Below are 13,908 nucleotides of genomic sequence, written 5' to 3'. Positions count from 1 at the left end.
GCGGGCAACGCCGCTGATCCCATCGCTTCCGGACGCCACCAAGGCCGCCGCCCGCTGGATTCGCCCGCTGGTCCCGCCATTTGTCGCCCGGGTCATCGACAACACCACCCAGCCGCTGCGCACGGCGCGCCACGTGTTCGAAGAGGTTGAGGAGATCACCTTCGCGCTGAAGCGCACCCGCAAGGTGACGCTGGACTCGGAAAGCACCGAGCCCGGTGAGCAGGCGCCGCGGCGGTCCGCGACCGACGAAGCCCCGCCCGCGACCGCACGGATCCCGTCTTCGCGCGGCGACCGCGGCGCGGGCACACCGCACCGGGTCGGCGGCCACCAGCGGCGCTCGGGGCGCCCGATCGCCGCGAAGGACGTCGAGGGCCTGGCGGTGGCGGGCCGCGACCGCAAGGCCGAGCTGACGCAGCGGGACGGGCCGGGCGAGCTGCGCGCACCCGAGGGTCCGCGCCAGCTACCGCCCGGGGAGTGACGTCGCCGGCGCGGCGCGTGACTCCCTCGCATTTTTCATCGGGCGGCCAGCTGCCGTTAAAGTCCCGTTGGCCGCAACGGATGGCGCCCTCAGCCCCGCTTTGCGAGAATCTCCGAACTATGAGACTCGTACTGTTGATGGCAAGTGCCGCCCTGGTGATCGGTACCGCCGCCCCGGCGTACGCCGACCCTGACGCCAAGGATCAAAGCTTCCTCAACGCGCTTAACCAGGCCGGGCTGACCTACCTGAATGCCGACCGTGCGATCACCGCCGGCAAGCAGGTGTGCAAGTCGGCCGACGACGGAATGACGGGCGAGGAGATCGTCAAGGCCTTGCAGGAGAAGAATCCGGGATTCCAAGGCCCCGGCGCCGCCAAGTTCGCGGCGATCGCGGCCTCCGCGTACTGCCCCGAAAAGCTGACCCAAACCGAGGAAGGCGAAGCGCCGAAGCCCGCCGGCGCATAGCGACCGCCCGTTTCGACCGACGGCACTCGCCCGGGTGCGCGGCCGCGGTGCCTGGTCCCCCGCGAAGGTATGATCCTCCGGATAACGACGGGGGAAGGATCTCGTGGATCTCGAGGCGGCGGAGATGGCAGGGCAGGGTCTCGCGGTGACAACCGCTATGGCGATCGCGGCTCCGGCGTGAAGATCAGCCTGTTCCTTGCGGACGCGGCGCAGGCCGACGTCCAATCCGGGAAGGTCAATGCCCTCGGGCTCGGGTGGCGGCAGTGTCAAACACCAACGCCCGCTTTCGCTTTGGTGCTTTTCCTGGACATCGACTGGGACGAGACCAACAAACCGCACAAGCTGACGTGTCAATTGTTGACCACCGACGGTGAACCGGTGGTGGTGATGGGAACGCAAGGGCCACAGCGGATCTCTTTCGAAGCCTCGGCGGAGGCCGGGCGTCCCCCGGGAGCGATCCACGGCACGTCGGTCCGGATGCCGCTCACGCTCAACATCCCCGCGGGAATACCCCTCGAGCCCGGGCTTTACGAGTGGCGGGTGGAGGTGGAGGGCTTCGAGCAGGCCACGACGGTCGAGGCATTCGTGGTGGTCGGTGCCCCACACCAGCCGGCGGCGCCGTCGATTTGATGCCCAGGCCGCAAGGGTGCAAACACCGACGCGCCACTCGAGAAACGTTTTGCCAGTGGCAGTCTCGCGACCGCGAGCCCTATTCGTCGGCGAAGGCGACGTAGAGCTCGGGCAGAAAGCCCGCCAGATGGTTCATCTCCTGCGCACAGTGCACCAGCAGGTTGCGGGCGGTCGTCTCCGGGGTGCCCAGCACCCGCGATGCGAACGGGCGAACCGCCCGCGACGCCACGTCCGGCGCGTTGCGCACCGCGACGTGCGGTCCGCCCATCCAGAACCGTGATCGCATCTCTGCGCCGTCGGGCGTCGAACGGATGTGATGGATGAACCATCCCGTATCCACCGGCGCGTCGGCCGAGCCCAGCCGAGCGCAGATCGACACGGCGTCCACGCTGTCGGGCGGGCAGCCCAGGGTCGTCGGCTCAACGAATTGAATTGCGCCGTTGAGCAATGTCGAGCCGATGTACTCGCTGATCATTGACCAGCGGTCGATGTACCGCTGGTCGTCCTGGCCGTCCTTCCAGACGGCGGACAGGTGCGCCCGCGGGTGCCACAACTTGTAGCGGCGGGTGTCGCAACCGTGCCAGCCGAACCACCACGCCCACATCGCGGGGCTGACCCCGGGCATGTCGGTGCGCACCGACACCTGAAAGCTGCCGTCCTCGAGGACGCCGTAGCCGTTCTCGGTCTGCTGGTACCCCTCCTCGGCGACGGTTGCGGCGTCATCGAACGCCAGCAGCGCCATCCCACCCTGCGGGCCATGCTGGAGCGCCTCGACGACATGCTTTGGCAGCGGGTCCATTTCGGGCTTGAAGAACTTGCCGAACGGCGTGTTCGCGTCGTCGCCGCGGTAGCCCAGGTAGTTCTCGCCGGACATCAGAGCCTTCCCATCCAACTGTTGAACAATCCGTCGGGGTCATAGGTGGCGCGCGCCTTGTCCAGGCGCGCCATCGCCTCGTCGGTCGCGAACTTCGCCGGCCGGTTGCCCAGGTTTTCGTCGGCGAGCTGGATTCCGGTGGCCAGGTGCGACATTGCCGCCATGTTGGATCCGGCCCAATCGCCGTACTTCTCGTCGTCGGCGGCGTCCTTCCACGAGCCGTAGAGCGCCAGGTAGATCTCGTCTTCCACGCTGTAGGCCATGTCCTGGCGCGGCGGCGACGGCCCCCAGTTCAGCCAGAGGAAGTGCGACGGGGCGGGCGGCATGGTTTGCAGGATCGTCCGGATGCCCGGCAGCAGCTCCTCGGCGGACGCGGAGGTCCACATGTTGTCGGCCGTGTAGCGGTGGTCGTTCAGGTAGTGGGTCATCACGGCGGTGTACCAGGTGGGCAGGTCGCTCGGCATGTACGGGACGGCGAGGAGCGCTTTGTCCACGACGGGGCAGGTGCCGAAGATCGCGAGGGCCTGTTGCGCCTCCTCCTCCGAGTCGGCGAACGCCGGGGACGCGAACGCGACGGCTGGGCTGTCGATGCCCATCTCCGGGAGGCTGCGGGTGGCGATGGCCTGCATCTCCACCCGGCGGTCCACCTCGGCGCTGATGCCGCGGGCCCAGGTGTAGACCTCGTCGGCGAGGTCCCACGGATAGACGTAGACGCTGGTGCCGCAGACGGCCGGGCGCGGATACAGCTTCAGGTAGAACGACGTGACGACCCCGAAGAAACCCGGGCCCGCCCCGCGGGCGGCCCAGTAAAGATCGGCGTGATTGTCTGCGTCGCAATGGATCTGCTCGCCCTCGGCGGTAATGACGTCCAGGCCGACGACGCTCTCGCACGCGGGGCCGAAGATGCGGCTGTTCCAGCCGTAGCCGCCCTGCAGCAGGTAGCCGCCGACGCAGACGCCCTTGCAGTGGCCGCCGGGAAAGAACAGTCCGTGCTCCTCCAGGTCGGCCATGAGCAGGCTGCCCCCCTTGCCCGGACCGACGACGGCGAGGCCCTTTTCGGCGTCGACCGTGACGTGATCCAGGCGGCTGACGTCGAGCAGGACGGCCCCGTCACGCAGATGGCTGGCGGCAAAGCTGTGCCCGCCCGACACGATGCTGACCTTGTGTCCGTTGGCCTTGGCATAGCGGATGCCGGCGATGATCTCCGCGGCGTCGACGGCCTGGACGATCACCTCGGGGTAGCGTTCGGGCACTCGCTCATGCCACACCGTGCCGCGCCGGGCGGCCTCGTACCCGTCATCGCCCCGGAAAAAGTGCCGCCCGGCTGGTAGCGCGCCCATGTGGGAACTCCTTTGATCCGCATTTCGGGTCTTTGTAGTCCGCGATGCGGATCACTATAGTGGACGCGTGCCGAATAAGAGTGTCTGAGGGGGAACATTTTGCCAACCGGTCGCGACGAAGGAATCCAGGTCTTGCGCCGGGCCGCGGCCGCGCTGGACGAGATCGCGGCCGAGCCGGGGCGGCTGCGCCTGGTCGACCTCGGCGAGCGGCTCGGGCTGGCCAAGTCGACAGTTCGCCGCTTGCTGGTCGGCATGGTGGAGGTGGGCTTGGCGAACGTCGATGCCCAGGGTCACTTTTCACTCGGCGACCGCCTGCTGGGTTTCGGCGGGGCCGACGGGGAACAGATCGCGGCGATCTTTCGCCCGACGATCGAACAGGTGGCGAGCGCCACCGACGGCGAAACGGTCGATCTGTCGATACTGCGGGGTCAGCGGATGTGGTTCGTCGACCAGATCGAATCGCCGCATCGGCTGCGCGCGGTCTCGGCCGTCGGTGTCCGATTCCCGCTGGAATCGACCGCGAACGGCAAAGCGGCGCTGGCGGCGCTCGGCGTCGCGGAGGCCGAGGCCGTCCTCGCTCGCTTGGGTCCCGGTGCGACCGGGGCGCTGCGCGACGAGGTGGCCGAGATCAGGCGCACCGGTGTCGCTTTCGACCGCGACGAGCACACCCGGGGAATCTCGGCCGCCGCCATCGCGCGGCGCACCGCCGGCGACAACGTGGTCGCGATCTCGGTGCCAGCTCCCACCGCACGCTTTCGCGAAAAGGAGCAGCGCATCCTCACCGCATTGCGCGCGGCGGCCGACTCGCCCGCATGGACGCGTTGATTTGTGAACAGCTGGCTGGCGACGGCCGCGGTACCCCCCGGGACCCCGGCCGGCGCCACGTCCCTAGCCCGCGCTCAGCAGCTCACAGCCGCCGACTTGGCGAACAGAGATCCCCACTCGTGCCGAGCGGCGGACTGTGCGTCGGTGAAGCTCGGCGTCTTCTCGCCCTCGCCCGCCAGGTGGACGAGCGCCCATGCCATGGCGAACACCGGAACCTTGTGACGCAAAGCGGCACTGTGCAATTCGTCCAAAGCCACGTGCGAAGGGCATCGGCGAAGTCCGATCAAGATTCCCCGCGCGGTGTCCAGAATGCGGCCGGAGTTCGGGCCGTACGCCGTCATGCTGTCGATACCTCCTGTTGCGCCCGAACGGGATCCGCCACGCGAATGGCGGCCACAAAGCCCGTGCGGTACGCATCGTCGCGCCTTGTCCCCTAAAAGGCGCCCTATGCCATGATTTGTGGATCGAAGGGCGTTGTGCCAGAGCAGCGCTGGAATCGATATGGGCTTGTGACCGATCCGGGATGCGCGAATCAGCCTGCGAGAGCCAATACTTCGTCGAAGCCGGCCACCAGGGCGTCGTAGAAGACGTCGAAATCCGGTATGGCAGTGGTGTCGACGTCGATGCCCAACGCGCACGTGTCGACATAGGTGAGCAGCGTGACGTTGACGGCCGCGCCGATGGTCGGCCCGAAGGCGTACTGCGCGCGCACCGGTGCGCCGCCCAAAAAGACCGGCACCGGCACCCCCGGCACGTCGCTGGCGAGGAAATCGACGTGGCGCAGCACCGAGCCGATGTACCAGCGCGGCATCAGGTTGAGTGCGCCGGCGATCAGCTGTGTGTAGGGGACGGATTTCTCGTTGCGCACCGCACCGGCGCGCTGATGGATTTCCTCGATGCGCGCCGCCGGGTCGGCCTCGCCCGCGGGCACGTCGAAACGCATCAGCGTGATCCGGTTTCCGCCCATATCGTCGGCCTTGGTCCGGAGGCTGATCGGCATCGTGAGGTGCAGGTCGCCGATCGCGACGCCGTGTTTCTCGTGGTATCGGCGCAGCCCGCCGGCGACCCCGGCGACGAATGCATCGTTCAGCGCCCCACCCGCACGATGCGCCGCGTCGCGCAGTTGCGGCATGGGTACCTCGTGCACCATGAGATGCCGGATCAGGCCGCGGTCGGTCACCAGCGGAGAGCCGGTGCGAGTTATCGGCCGAACGGTCCGATAGACCGACCCCGCGATGGCCGCCGCCGATCTGACCGTCGCGACGGGCCGGCGCACACCGTCGTAGACCAGCCGTGGTGCCGCTTTGGCCGCGCCGGCAACGGCGTTCGCGAGCAGGCCGGCGTTGTAGCGCCAGGTGTCCCGGTACCCGGTGACCCACGACGGCCTGGACGCCTCCGGCTCGGGCGGCAGCGGCTCGTGCTCACACAGGTCCTCGGAGAGGTTGAACAGGTTCATCGCGATTTGCACGCCGCCGATCCCGTCGGTGAGGGCATGGTGGAACTTGCAAATCATCGCCGCGCCACCGTTTTCCAGGCCGTCGATGAAGGTCGTCTCCCAGAGCGCGCGGGCCCTGTCGAAGTCCTGCATCTCGGCCAATCGAGCCATCTCGAGCACGTCGTCGAGCCTGCCGCCCCCCGGCGCCACGCCGCGCCGGACGTGGTAATCGAGGTCGAAATCGGGGGCGTATTCCCAGCGGGGCGGGGCCGGGGGCGGGGAGGGGATCACCCGCTGCCGAAACATCGGAAGCTTTCGGCTGATCAGGTCGAATCGCGCGCGCACCTCGTCCCAGTCCGGCGACCGCTCCAGCAACACGACGCTGACCACGGTCGATCGCAGCCGCGGATCGGTTTCCATCGCCCACGTGAACGCGTCGCTGTTGCGCAGAAATGCAGTCATGGTGTGCTCCAGGCCCAAACCTACGACTCGCGACGGCAAAGGTCAGCACATCATTGGCAGCCAATGACTTTGGTCCCACGACATCGGGCCATTCGTCCGGGCGTCTAATGCCGCGGGGTCATGCCCCCGGCTCCGCATCGGCGAATTCGCAGAAGGCCGTATAAGCCCGAGCGCCGTAAATGGTGGCGGGCCCGCCGTGCATGAGGATGGTGACGCCGATGGCCTCCGCGGCCTCCTCCCGGGTGGCGCCCGCACGGGCGGCCGCCTGCGCGTGCGAGGCGATGCACCCGTCGCAGCCCTGGACGATCCCGATCGCCAGCGCCAACAGCTCCTTGACCTTGTGGCTCAGCGCCCCATCGGCCAGGGCCGCACCGCTCAGCGCAGCAAACCCCTTGTACACCTCGGGGATTTGCTTACGCAGCTCCCGGTGCTGGGGCAGCAACTCCTGCAGGACCTCGTGATGATGATGATGTTGGTCTGACATGGCGGCCTACTCGGCGGTCACCGGCGAAGCGCTCTTGAGTGACTCGATCGCCGCTCGCAGCCGGTCACCGACCTCTTCGGCGACCGGACGCAGTTCCGGCTCACCGGTGACCTCCACCAGCAGGCCGGGATTCATCGCCTCGACGAGCACCGCGCCGGCGTCCTGCGGGTCGGCACGCACGACGACGTTGCACGGCAGCAGCAGACCGATCTGGCGATTGGCCTGCACGGCGCGATGCGCCAGCGGCGGGTTGCAGGCGCCGAGGATCAGGTAGTCCTCCATGTCGTGGCCGAGTTTGGCCTTCATCGTGGCCTTCACGTCGATTTCGGTGAGTACACCGAAGCCCTGCTCCGCGAGCGCCTCGCGGGTGCGCGCGACCGCGTCCTCAAATGAGGTGTGCAGCGGCGTAGCGATTGCGATGTCCATCATGGTTCCTTCCATTCGTCCCAGATTGCGCTCAGGCGAGCGCCAGGAAAAGCTTCTCCAGCTCGGCCTCGCTCAGCGGCGCCGAGCCGTCGGCGGTGCTACCCGTGACGCATTCCTTCAACCCGGTCGCGACGATCTTGAACCCGGCGCGATCCAGCGCGCGCGAAACCGCCGCGAGCTGGGTGACGACGTCCTTGCAGTCGCGCCCCTGCTCGATCATCGAGATCACCCCGGCCAGTTGCCCTTGGGCGCGGCGCAGCCGGTTGAGCACCGCGGCGATGCTGTCTTGATCACCAATCATGTGAATCCCTTCGTCGCCCCTTGCCACCACATGGTACCCGAGGGGGTATTAGTCGACCTATCAGAATATACCCCACAGGGTATCAGTTGTCATCCCTGGACACCGAGCCGAAAGGAGCCGACGATGCCGACGACCGACATCACCTACGCGACATTCGAACCAACGATCCTCGACAACCCGCTTGTGCTGGTTGATTTTTGGGCCGGCTACTGCGCGCCCTGCCGGGCCTTCGCGCCCGTATACGATCGATCGGCGCAGTCGCATCCCGACGTCGTGCACGCCAAGGTCGACACCCAGGCCGAGCTCGAACTGGCGGCCGCGCTGGGTATTCGTTCCGTGCCGACGATCATGGCGTTTCGCGACGGCATTCTGGTCTACAGCCAACCCGGCGCCATGCCACCGGTCGCCCTGGAGGACCTCATTGCCCAGGTCAAGTCGCTGGACATGGGGGTGGTGCGGGCCAAAATCGCCGCCCGCAAGGCCGCCGCGGCCCGGTGACGCGCGGGGCCTCAGAGGATGGCCCCGCGGTCCTTCGCCGTGGCGATGTCGTCCCAGTCGACGTCGAGCTCGAGCAGGATCTCCTCGGTGTGCTGCCCGTGCTCCGGGGCGCGGGCGGGCGCCGGCGGCGTCTCGTCGAATTGAACGGGCGCCGCGACGATCCGGTATTTCTCGCCGTGGTCGTCGACGTTGGTCACCACGTAGCCGTTGGGTTCCACCTGCGGGTCGTTGAGGGTCTCCCGCGGTGTCGCGAGGGCGCCCCACACCCCGGGTTCGTCCGCGAGCACCTTTCGCCAGTGCGCAAGGTCGTTGCGCGCGAACGCGTTCGCGAAGATCTCGGTCGCCGCGGCCGCATTGGCGATCAGGTTGCTCGACGGCACAAACCGCTCGTCGGTGGCCAACTCGCCCAGGCCCATCCGCTCACAGAAGCCCGCCCAGAACTTGTCGGGCTGCAGGAAGACCAGCTGAATCCACCTGCCGTCCTTTGTCTTGTACCGGTTCACCAGGGGATTGATGGCCAGCCCGGGCGGGGCGCCCGGGATGCCGTCGATGTCGAAGAAGTCGGCCGCAGAGATCGACGGCGCGATCGCCCACATCGCCTGCGCCAGCAGTGAAGAATCGACGATTGTCGGTTCGCCGGTCCGCTCCCGGTGAAACAACGCGGCACACACGCCGCCGGCGAGCGTCGCACCACCCTGCAGGTCGCCGAACGCCGGGCCCTGGACCGCCGGCGTGTCGGTGCCGAACGGCGTGAGTGTGTAGGCCACCCCGCCGCGGGCCAAGTAGGTGGCGGCGTCGAACCCTCCGCGATCCCGGTCCGGACCGCGGACCCCCAGCCCGGTGCCGCGCGCGATGATGATCTTCGGGTTGAACCCCCGGACGTCCTCGACGGTGAGCCGGGCCCGCTCGAGCGCGCCGGGCAGCCAGTTGGTCAGGAACACGTCCGCGCTGGCCAACAAGCGGCCGAACAGGTCGCGGCCCACCTCGGACTTGATGTCGATGGCGATGCTGCGTTTCCCGCGGTTGCCCAACTCGAGGATGAAGTCGGCGTCCGGGCGGGCCGCTTCGCGGGTGAAGCCACCGACCACGAGCGCGCGTCCAGGATCCCCCGCGGTGACGCCCTCCACCTTGATCACGTCGGCGCCCCAGTCCGACAGGGCCGCCCCCGCCGACGGCACGTAGGTCCATGACGCCAACTCGACCACACGGACACCTTGAAGAACACCGTCGCGCACCCCGGACAAGGCGACCCCGCCTTTCTTGCTATTTTAAGTATTCTAGCTACTCTAAGGGATATCGACAGCCCGGCTGCGGCCACGCGCGGTTTTCGTGGAAGAGATGCGATGGGGCAGACCATGGGTCCCACCCCGCCCCGCGCTGCGGTTAATGCGCCTTCCCGATTCTTTGCAACGAATAGCTTTGGCCCCCAACGTGGGTCGCTGATGTAGGGCTTTGACGGGTTAGGGCAGGATATGGGCAGGGTGACGGGCAAGGTGGCCTTGATCAGCGGGGCCGCACGCGGGCAGGGGCGTTCGCATGCGCGGCTGCTGGCCGCGGAGGGTGCCGACATCATCGCGGTGGACATCTGCGCGGACATCGAAACCAACGAGTACCCGTTGGCCCGGCCGGAGGATCTCGACGAAACGGCGCGGCTGGTCGAAAAGGAAGGGCAGCGCGCGCACACGGCGATCGCGGACGTGCGCGACCGGGTGGCCCTGGCCGCCGCGATCGATCAGGGCGTGGCCGAGTTCGGCCGTCTAGACATCGTCGTGGCCAACGCCGGCATCTGCCCGCTCACCGCGGGCCTTCCGCCCCAGGCGTTCGCCGACGCCGTCGACGTCGACCTGCTCGGGGTGCTCAACCTGGTGCACGCGAGCCTCAAACATCTGCAAGCCGGGGCGTCGATCATCGTGATCGGGTCCAACGCGGCGTTCATGTCGTCGCTGAACACCGGCGGCGGCGTGTCCGGCGGCCCCGGAGGAGCCGGCTACGCCTTCGCGAAACTGGCTGCCGCGCATTATGTGCACGACTTCGCCCTGGCGCTCGCGCCCTTCAGCATCCGGATGAACGCGGTGCACCCGACGAATGTCAACACCGACATGCTGCACAGCGCACCGATGTACCGCGCGTTCCGGCCGGACCTGGCCGAACCCAAGCGCGAGGACGCCGAACCGGTCTTCCCGGTGGTCCAGGCGATGCCCATCCCCTACGTCGAGCCCGAGGACATCAGCGAGGCCGTGTTGTTCCTCGCCTCGGACGCGGCGCGCTATGTCACCGGCCAGCAGCTCCGTGTGGACGGGGGCGGCTTCCTGAAGGTCAAGCCGTGGTCGGGCACGTAAGACTTTGCCGCGCAACGGAAGTGGAGGGGACTCGGTGAGCGACGCTCGATCCGCTAGCGACTCTGCAAAAGACGTTCCGCGTCGCCTCTACGAACTCATGGTCCTGATGAAGGCGGCCGACGATCGGCTTTCCAAGGGCATCGGCACCGGCGAGTTCATGTGCGTGTACTGGCCGTCGCGCGGCCAGGAGGCCATCGCCGCCGCGATGGGGGCGTCGCTTCGGCCCGACGACCAGCTGGTGACGACCTACCGCGGGCTGCACGACCTGATCGGCAAGGGGGTCCCGCTCGAGGAGATCTACGGGGAGATGATGGGGCGCACGGCCGGCGCGAGCCGCGGCAAGGGCGGGACGATGCACATCGCCAACCCCGCCAAGGGCGTCATGCTCTCGACCGGGATCGTCGGCGCCGGACCGCCGGTGGCCGTGGGGCTGGCGATGGCCGGCAAGCGCAAGGGTCTCGACCGCGTGACGGTAGTCAGCTTCGGCGACGGCGCTACCAACACCGGCTCGTTCCACGAAGCCGCCAACATGGCCGCGCTGTGGGACCTGCCGATGGTCTTTGTGTGCCAGAACAATTTGTTCGCCGAGATGACGCCGACCTCGGACACGATGAAGCTCGAGCACGTCGCCGAACGGGCGGCCGGCTACGGCATGCCGGGGGTGCGCCTCGACGGCAACGATCCGCTGGCGGTGAAATCGGCTCTGGACGACGCGCTGCGGCGGGCTCGCGCCGGCGCGGGACCCACGTTCATCGAGTGCGTGACGTTCCGCTTCCGCGGCCACTACTTCGGCGACCGGATGCCCTACATCCCCAAGGAGCAACTGGCCGCGGCTATGGCGGCCGATCCGGTGCCGCGGTTCCGCAACCACCTCGCCCAAGCCGGCATCTGCGGCGCCGACGAGCTCGACCGCATCGACCAGGAGGCGTCGGCGACGGTGGAGAACGCGCTCGCGACTGTCATGGCCGCCGAGTGGCCCTCGATCGACGAACTCGACCGCGACGTGTACGCGACCCCGATCAGGTACCCGGTGTAAACGCATGGCCGACAAAGAGATGACGATGCGCGAGGCGCTGAACCTCGCGCTCGACGAGGCGCTCGCGGCCGACGATCGCGTCTTCCTGCTCGGTGAGGACATCGCCGATCCCGGCGCCTCGGGACCGACGGCGGGGCTGTCGACGAAGTACGGCCACGAACGCGTGCTGGACACGCCCATCTCCGAGGCCGCGATCGTCGGTGCCGCGATCGGTGCGGCGATCGACGGGATGCTGCCGGTGGCCGAGATCATGATCATGGACTTCATCGGCATCGCCGCCGACCAGCTGATCAACAACGCCGCGAAATTGCGGTTCATGACGGCCGGGCGGACGACGGCGCCGATCACCATCCGCACGCAGGTCTACGCCGGGCTCGCCACCGGCGCCACGCACTCGCAGAGCCTGGAGGCGTGGTTCATGCACATCCCCGGCATGAAGGTGATCGTCCCGTCCACCCCGCGCGACGGGAAAGGCCTTCTCACATCGGCGATCTTCGACGAGGACCCCTGCCTCTTCGTCGAGACGATCCGGCTGCAGGGCAAGAAGGGTCCCGTGCCCGTCGAACCCGGGTTCTCGATCCCCCTGGGCCAGGCCGACGTCAAGCGGCCCGGCACCGACGTAACGCTGATCGCCTACGGGCGCCCCGTGCACGACGCGCTCGCGGCGGCGGACACGCTGGCAGAACAGGGTGTCAGCGCCGAGGTCGTCGACCTTCGCACGCTGGTGCCCCTCGACGTCGAAACCATTGTTGAATCCGCGCGCCGCACAGGGAGGGTCGTGGTCGTGCACGACGCCGTCCAATTCGCCGGCCCCGGGGCCGAAATCGCCGCCACCCTGCAGTCGGAGTTGTTCGGGGAGCTGGCCGCGCCCATCGAGCGCGTCGCCGCCCGGTTCGTCCCCAACCCGGCCGCCGCGGCGCTCGAGGCGCAGGTGTACCCGTCGCCGGCGCGCATCGTCGCCGCGGCCCAGCGAACCTTAGACCGGGCCAAAGTTCATGGCTGACTTCGTCATTCGTATCCCGCGCGTGTCGGTGGCCGTGTCGGAGGCCGAGCTCACCGGCCTTCTCGTCGACGCCGGCGAGCGCGTGGAGGAGGGCACGCCCATCTATGTGATCGCCACCGAGAAGGTGGAGCAGGAAGTCGAGGCCGGTGCCTCGGGCATCGTGCAGTGGACCGGACAGGTCGGGACCACCTACGACATCGGCGCCGAAATCGGCGTCATAACGTCATAAGAAAGGGACGCAAAACACATGGATCTCAACGAGACCCGCGAGAGAATCGTCTACGAAAAGGAAGGCCCGATAGCACGCGTCACGCTCAACTGGCCCGAGAAGGCGAACGCCCAGGACCAGAAGCTGTCCGAGGAGGTCGACGCCGCACTACTGGACGCCGACCGCGACTACGACATCAAGGTGCTGATCCTCAAAGCCAACGGAAAGGGCTTCTGCTCCGGGCACGCCATCGGCAACAACTCCGTCGACTATCCGGCGATGGTCGAAGCCGCACAGGTGATGGGAACACCCTGGAAGCCGCAGACCGACCTGTTCGTCAAGCCGATCCTGAACCTCTGGGAGTTCTCCAAGCCGACCATCGCGGCCGTGCACGGCTATTGCGTCGGCGGCGGCACGCATTACGGGCTGACCACCGACATCGTCATCGCCGCCGAGGACGCGTACTTCTCCTATCCGCCGCTGCAGGGCTTCGGCATGCCGTCCGGCGAATGCTCAATCGAGCCATGGGTTTTCATGAACTGGCGGCGCGCGGCGTACTACCTGTACCTGGCCGAGGTCATCGACGCGAAGAAGGCGCTGGAGGTCGGCCTGGTCAACGAGGTCGTTCCCCGCGACCAACTGGAATCGCGGGCCGACGCCATCGCCCGCCACATCGCCCAGGCGCCGATGACGACGCTGCTGGCCACCAAGGCCAACCTGAAGCGGGCCTGGGAGCTGATGGGCATGCGCGTGCACTGGCAGAGCTCCAACGATCTGGTCGCGCTGTCGGCGCTCAGCAAGGACGTACAGCAACTGATCCAGACGGTCTTCAAGGACAAGGTGCTGCCGTCCGAGCAGGCCCGGCGCCAGGCGGCGGCGGCCTCGGCCACCGACGGCGCGCCGGCGAGTTGAGCCCTCGCGAGGTCCGCTGGTGAACATCGCCGACCACGCGAGCACCGCCGCCGAGTCGCCGGCGCTCGTCGTCGCGGACGGCGGCACGATCACTTACGGCGACCTGTACCAAAAGAGCCAACGCGTCGTCGTAGGCGACCCAGCCCGGCAGGGCGCTCCCGACGGACACGTGGATCCCGACGCGAGGATTGAC

General features: G+C 67.9%; 17 protein-coding genes and 1 pseudogene. 10 read left to right on the top strand and 8 right to left on the bottom strand.

The annotated features are described in order from the left end of the window. The 3 genes and pseudogenes from A5706_RS33935 to A5706_RS31325 all read left to right on the top strand — a co-directional run. Window positions 1-478: pseudogene (locus A5706_RS33935) on the top strand (DUF4407 domain-containing protein); the annotation flags it as partial. 119 nt (window positions 479-597) lie between these two features. After that, window positions 598-942, top strand: a complete 345-nt coding sequence (locus A5706_RS31330) for a DUF732 domain-containing protein (RefSeq protein ID WP_068140414.1) — start codon at window positions 598-600, stop codon at window positions 940-942. A 177-nt stretch (window positions 943-1,119) separates the two neighbouring features. Next, on the top strand, window positions 1,120-1,572 hold the full coding sequence (locus A5706_RS31325) for a hypothetical protein (protein WP_068112068.1): 453 nt from the start codon (window positions 1,120-1,122) through the stop codon (window positions 1,570-1,572). A 79-nt stretch (window positions 1,573-1,651) separates the two neighbouring features. On the opposite strand, the gene A5706_RS31320 is transcribed toward A5706_RS31325, so the two are convergent. Then, the gene (locus tag A5706_RS31320; protein WP_068140410.1) at window positions 1,652-2,446 is read right to left on the bottom strand and encodes a DAPG hydrolase family protein; all 795 of its coding nucleotides are present in this window, start codon (window positions 2,444-2,446) and stop codon (window positions 1,652-1,654) included. Further along, complete coding sequence (locus tag A5706_RS31315) at window positions 2,446-3,786, bottom strand: FAD-binding oxidoreductase (RefSeq protein ID WP_068140406.1); 1,341 nt, start codon at window positions 3,784-3,786, stop codon at window positions 2,446-2,448. Before A5706_RS31315 ends, A5706_RS31320 begins: the two co-directional genes overlap by 1 nt. 84 nt (window positions 3,787-3,870) lie before the next feature. On the opposite strand from A5706_RS31315, the gene A5706_RS31310 reads away from it, so the two are divergent. Beyond that, window positions 3,871-4,611, top strand: coding sequence for an IclR family transcriptional regulator (locus A5706_RS31310; RefSeq protein ID WP_068140402.1), 741 nt, complete (start codon window positions 3,871-3,873; stop codon window positions 4,609-4,611). A 74-nt stretch (window positions 4,612-4,685) separates the two neighbouring features. Here A5706_RS31310 and A5706_RS31305 read toward each other — a convergent pair whose 3' ends face one another. The 5 genes from A5706_RS31305 to A5706_RS31285 form a co-directional block, all read right to left on the bottom strand. Continuing rightward, window positions 4,686-4,952, bottom strand: a complete 267-nt coding sequence (locus tag A5706_RS31305) for an ANTAR domain-containing protein (protein ID WP_068140400.1) — start codon at window positions 4,950-4,952, stop codon at window positions 4,686-4,688. Between the two features lie 191 nt (window positions 4,953-5,143). Then, on the bottom strand, window positions 5,144-6,508 hold the full coding sequence (locus tag A5706_RS31300; protein WP_068140424.1) for a wax ester/triacylglycerol synthase domain-containing protein: 1,365 nt from the start codon (window positions 6,506-6,508) through the stop codon (window positions 5,144-5,146). 118 nt (window positions 6,509-6,626) lie between these two features. Further along, on the bottom strand, window positions 6,627-6,992 hold the full coding sequence (locus tag A5706_RS31295) for a carboxymuconolactone decarboxylase family protein (RefSeq protein ID WP_068140397.1): 366 nt from the start codon (window positions 6,990-6,992) through the stop codon (window positions 6,627-6,629). 6 nt (window positions 6,993-6,998) lie between these two features. Beyond that, window positions 6,999-7,418 carry a DUF302 domain-containing protein gene (locus tag A5706_RS31290; RefSeq protein WP_068140420.1) on the bottom strand — a complete coding sequence of 140 codons (420 nt, stop codon included), beginning with the start codon at window positions 7,416-7,418 and terminating at the stop codon, window positions 6,999-7,001. Window positions 7,419-7,449: 31 nt separating this feature from the next. Further along, the gene (locus tag A5706_RS31285) at window positions 7,450-7,719 is read right to left on the bottom strand and encodes a metal-sensitive transcriptional regulator (RefSeq protein ID WP_068140417.1); all 270 of its coding nucleotides are present in this window, start codon (window positions 7,717-7,719) and stop codon (window positions 7,450-7,452) included. Window positions 7,720-7,842: 123 nt separating this feature from the next. On the opposite strand from A5706_RS31285, the gene A5706_RS31280 reads away from it, so the two are divergent. Continuing rightward, window positions 7,843-8,217, top strand: coding sequence for a co-chaperone YbbN (locus tag A5706_RS31280; protein ID WP_068140395.1), 375 nt, complete (start codon window positions 7,843-7,845; stop codon window positions 8,215-8,217). Between the two features lie 11 nt (window positions 8,218-8,228). Here A5706_RS31280 and A5706_RS31275 read toward each other — a convergent pair whose 3' ends face one another. Next, window positions 8,229-9,452: a CaiB/BaiF CoA-transferase family protein gene (locus A5706_RS31275; protein WP_068140392.1), complete on the bottom strand. Its 1,224-nt coding sequence runs from the start codon at window positions 9,450-9,452 to the stop codon at window positions 8,229-8,231. A gap of 237 nt (window positions 9,453-9,689) precedes the next feature. On the opposite strand from A5706_RS31275, the gene A5706_RS31270 reads away from it, so the two are divergent. The 5 genes from A5706_RS31270 to A5706_RS31250 all read left to right on the top strand — a co-directional run bounded on the left by A5706_RS31270 (window position 9,690) and on the right by A5706_RS31250 (window position 13,715). Continuing rightward, complete coding sequence (locus A5706_RS31270) at window positions 9,690-10,556, top strand: mycofactocin-coupled SDR family oxidoreductase (RefSeq protein ID WP_068140387.1); 867 nt, start codon at window positions 9,690-9,692, stop codon at window positions 10,554-10,556. Between the two features lie 97 nt (window positions 10,557-10,653). Next, window positions 10,654-11,592, top strand: a complete 939-nt coding sequence (locus tag A5706_RS31265; RefSeq protein ID WP_156767432.1) for a thiamine pyrophosphate-dependent dehydrogenase E1 component subunit alpha — start codon at window positions 10,654-10,656, stop codon at window positions 11,590-11,592. A 4-nt stretch (window positions 11,593-11,596) separates the two neighbouring features. After that, window positions 11,597-12,595, top strand: a complete 999-nt coding sequence (locus A5706_RS31260; protein WP_068140382.1) for an alpha-ketoacid dehydrogenase subunit beta — start codon at window positions 11,597-11,599, stop codon at window positions 12,593-12,595. After that, complete coding sequence (locus tag A5706_RS31255; RefSeq protein WP_068140379.1) at window positions 12,588-12,824, top strand: lipoyl domain-containing protein; 237 nt, start codon at window positions 12,588-12,590, stop codon at window positions 12,822-12,824. The genes A5706_RS31260 and A5706_RS31255 overlap by 8 nt, the downstream gene beginning before the upstream one ends. 18 nt (window positions 12,825-12,842) lie before the next feature. Next, window positions 12,843-13,715 carry an enoyl-CoA hydratase-related protein gene (locus tag A5706_RS31250; RefSeq protein WP_068140376.1) on the top strand — a complete coding sequence of 291 codons (873 nt, stop codon included), beginning with the start codon at window positions 12,843-12,845 and terminating at the stop codon, window positions 13,713-13,715. Window positions 13,716-13,908 lie beyond the last annotated feature (193 nt).

It is taken from the genome of Mycobacterium sp. E796, from assembly GCF_001672815.1.
GTDB lineage: Bacteria > Actinomycetota > Actinomycetes > Mycobacteriales > Mycobacteriaceae > Mycobacterium.
The sequence above is the reverse complement of the archived record's forward strand: the minus strand, read 5'-3'. Positions and strand labels throughout refer to the sequence as shown.

Bases quoted from the DNA above. Each gene is read 5' to 3' on its own strand.
- A5706_RS31265 (WP_156767432.1), top strand. From the start codon at position 10,654: ATGGTCCTGATGAAGGCGGCCGACGATCGGCTTTCCAAGGGCATCGGC.
- A5706_RS31300 (WP_068140424.1), bottom strand. From the start codon at position 6,508: ATGACTGCATTTCTGCGCAACAGCGACGCGTTCACGTGGGCGATGGAA.
- A5706_RS31270 (WP_068140387.1), top strand. From the start codon at position 9,690: ATGGGCAGGGTGACGGGCAAGGTGGCCTTGATCAGCGGGGCCGCACGC.
- A5706_RS31260 (WP_068140382.1), top strand. From the start codon at position 11,597: ATGGCCGACAAAGAGATGACGATGCGCGAGGCGCTGAACCTCGCGCTC.
- A5706_RS31290 (WP_068140420.1), bottom strand. From the start codon at position 7,418: ATGGACATCGCAATCGCTACGCCGCTGCACACCTCATTTGAGGACGCG.
- A5706_RS31250 (WP_068140376.1), top strand. From the start codon at position 12,843: ATGGATCTCAACGAGACCCGCGAGAGAATCGTCTACGAAAAGGAAGGC.
- A5706_RS31255 (WP_068140379.1), top strand. From the start codon at position 12,588: ATGGCTGACTTCGTCATTCGTATCCCGCGCGTGTCGGTGGCCGTGTCG.
- A5706_RS31315 (WP_068140406.1), bottom strand. From the start codon at position 3,786: ATGGGCGCGCTACCAGCCGGGCGGCACTTTTTCCGGGGCGATGACGGG.
- A5706_RS31320 (WP_068140410.1), bottom strand. From the start codon at position 2,446: ATGTCCGGCGAGAACTACCTGGGCTACCGCGGCGACGACGCGAACACG.
- A5706_RS31305 (WP_068140400.1), bottom strand. From the start codon at position 4,952: ATGACGGCGTACGGCCCGAACTCCGGCCGCATTCTGGACACCGCGCGG.
- A5706_RS31280 (WP_068140395.1), top strand. From the start codon at position 7,843: ATGCCGACGACCGACATCACCTACGCGACATTCGAACCAACGATCCTC.
- A5706_RS31285 (WP_068140417.1), bottom strand. From the start codon at position 7,719: ATGATTGGTGATCAAGACAGCATCGCCGCGGTGCTCAACCGGCTGCGC.
- A5706_RS31330 (WP_068140414.1), top strand. From the start codon at position 598: ATGAGACTCGTACTGTTGATGGCAAGTGCCGCCCTGGTGATCGGTACC.
- A5706_RS31295 (WP_068140397.1), bottom strand. From the start codon at position 6,992: ATGTCAGACCAACATCATCATCATCACGAGGTCCTGCAGGAGTTGCTG.